Genomic DNA, 1,860 nt, shown 5'->3' on the forward strand with positions numbered 1-1,860 from the left:
ACCGACTTCGACATAGTGTCCTCCGGGTGAATTAGGGCTGGTAGTGGATGCCCTTAATAGTGGTGATGCCGGCGCGAATACTCTGCCAAGGCAACCTGCCTCACAAGGGAGCAAATTGCATGCCAGTGCCCCAGCATGGGTTTTTTGCCCCAAATTCACGCTTATTTAGGTGCAAGGCGTCTTAAAGCTGAAATTATCGCCCTTTAATGTAGCGTCATAATCGATAAATGACCTGTTTTGGTGCATGCAAAACCTTCTGCACATTAACTGGTTAAACCTTGAGCAATTTCCGCTATAATCCGCGCCCCCCTTTTTCGGCTGGCCCTGCGCGCGCTGTTTTCATGAAACTAATCGTAAAAGTCTTCCCCGAGATCACCATCAAGAGTCGACCTGTCCGGACGAAATTTATCCGCCAGTTGGCCAAAAACATCCGCGCCGTGCTCCGCGATCTGGACCCGGCCGTGGTGGTGAACGGTGTGTGGGACAACCTCGAGCTGGAAACCCGCGTTACCGACCCCAAAGCCTTGAAAGAGATGGGCGAACGCCTGACCTGCATGCCGGGCATTGCGCACTTTTTGCAGATCGACGAGTACCCGCTGGGTGACTTCGACGACATCACCGAAAAGTGCAAGCAGCACTACGGCGCGGCGCTGGCCGGGAAGATTTTCTCGGTGCGCTGCAAGCGTGCAGGCAAGCATGCGTTCAGCTCGATGGACGTCGAAAAATACGTCGGCAGCAAGCTGCGTCGTGAGTGCGGTGCTGCCGGAATCGACTTGAAACAGCCGGAAATCGAAGTCCGCATCGAAGTTCGCGACAAACGGTTGTTTGTGATCCACAGCCAGCACAACGGCATCGGCGGTTACCCGCTCGGCGCCTTGGAGCAGACCCTGGTATTGATGTCCGGCGGCTTTGACTCGACCGTTGCGGCCTACCAGATCATGCGCCGCGGCCTGATGGCGCACTTCTGCTTCTTCAATCTGGGCGGTCGTGCCCACGAATTGGGCGTGATGGAAGTCGCGCATTTCATCTGGAAGAAGTACGGAAGCTCGCAACGCGTGCTATTTGTCAGTGTTCCGTTCGAAGAAGTACTGGGCGAAATTCTCGGCAAAGTCGATAACAGTCATATGGGCGTCGTATTGAAGCGTATGATGTTGCGCGCGTCTTCGGCCATTGCCGACCGACTGCACATCGATGCGCTGGTCACTGGCGAGGCGATCTCCCAGGTGTCGAGCCAGACGCTGCCGAACCTGTCGGTGATCGACTGCGTGACCGACAAGCTGGTCCTGCGCCCACTGATCGTTGCGCACAAACAGGACATCATCGACACGGCCAGCGAGATCGGCACCGCCGATTTCGCCCGGCACATGCCGGAGTACTGCGGCGTTATTTCGGTCAATCCGAAGACGGCTGCCAAGCGCGGTCGCGTTGAACACGAAGAGAAAGAATTCGACATGGCGGTGCTCGAGCGTGCGCTCGCCAACGCCAAACTGGTTGCAATCGATCGCGTCATCGACGAATTGGGCCAGGATTTGCAGATTGAAGAAGTCGGCGAAGCGCTGGCCGGTCAGATCGTCATCGACATCCGTCATCCGGATGCCGCTGAAGACGAACCGCTGGAGCTTGCCGGCATAGAGGTACAGACGATGCCGTTCTATGCAGTGAACGCACGTTTCAAGGAACTGGACCCTACTCGCCAGTACCTGCTGTATTGCGACAAAGGCGTGATGAGTCGCCTGCATGCTCACCATTTGCTCAGTGAGGGGCATGCCAATGTGCGCGTTTATCGTCCGAGCTTATTTGACGGGTCTTTTTGACTTTTGAATTCGTGTCAGTCAAGGAGATATCGTATTCATTCTGTTT

At 55.6% G+C, this 1,860-nt stretch carries 1 protein-coding gene; it reads left to right on the forward strand.

Going from position 1 to position 1,860, the window contains the following annotated elements; genetic code table 11:
• The first annotated feature begins 341 nt into the window (after nt 1-341).
• A complete protein-coding gene (gene thiI / locus ACIOWE_RS30105; RefSeq protein ID WP_401398600.1) occupies nt 342-1,814 on the forward strand; it encodes a tRNA uracil 4-sulfurtransferase ThiI in 1,473 nt (490 codons plus the stop codon).
• Nucleotides 1,815-1,860: the final 46 nt, after the last annotated feature.

Origin of the sequence: Pseudomonas sp. NPDC087598, assembly GCF_044743525.1 — a bacterium.
Classification (GTDB): Bacteria; Pseudomonadota; Gammaproteobacteria; order Pseudomonadales; family Pseudomonadaceae; genus Aquipseudomonas.

Bases quoted from the DNA above. Each gene is read 5' to 3' on its own strand.
- thiI (WP_401398600.1), top strand. From the start codon at position 342: ATGAAACTAATCGTAAAAGTCTTCCCCGAGATCACCATCAAGAGTCGA.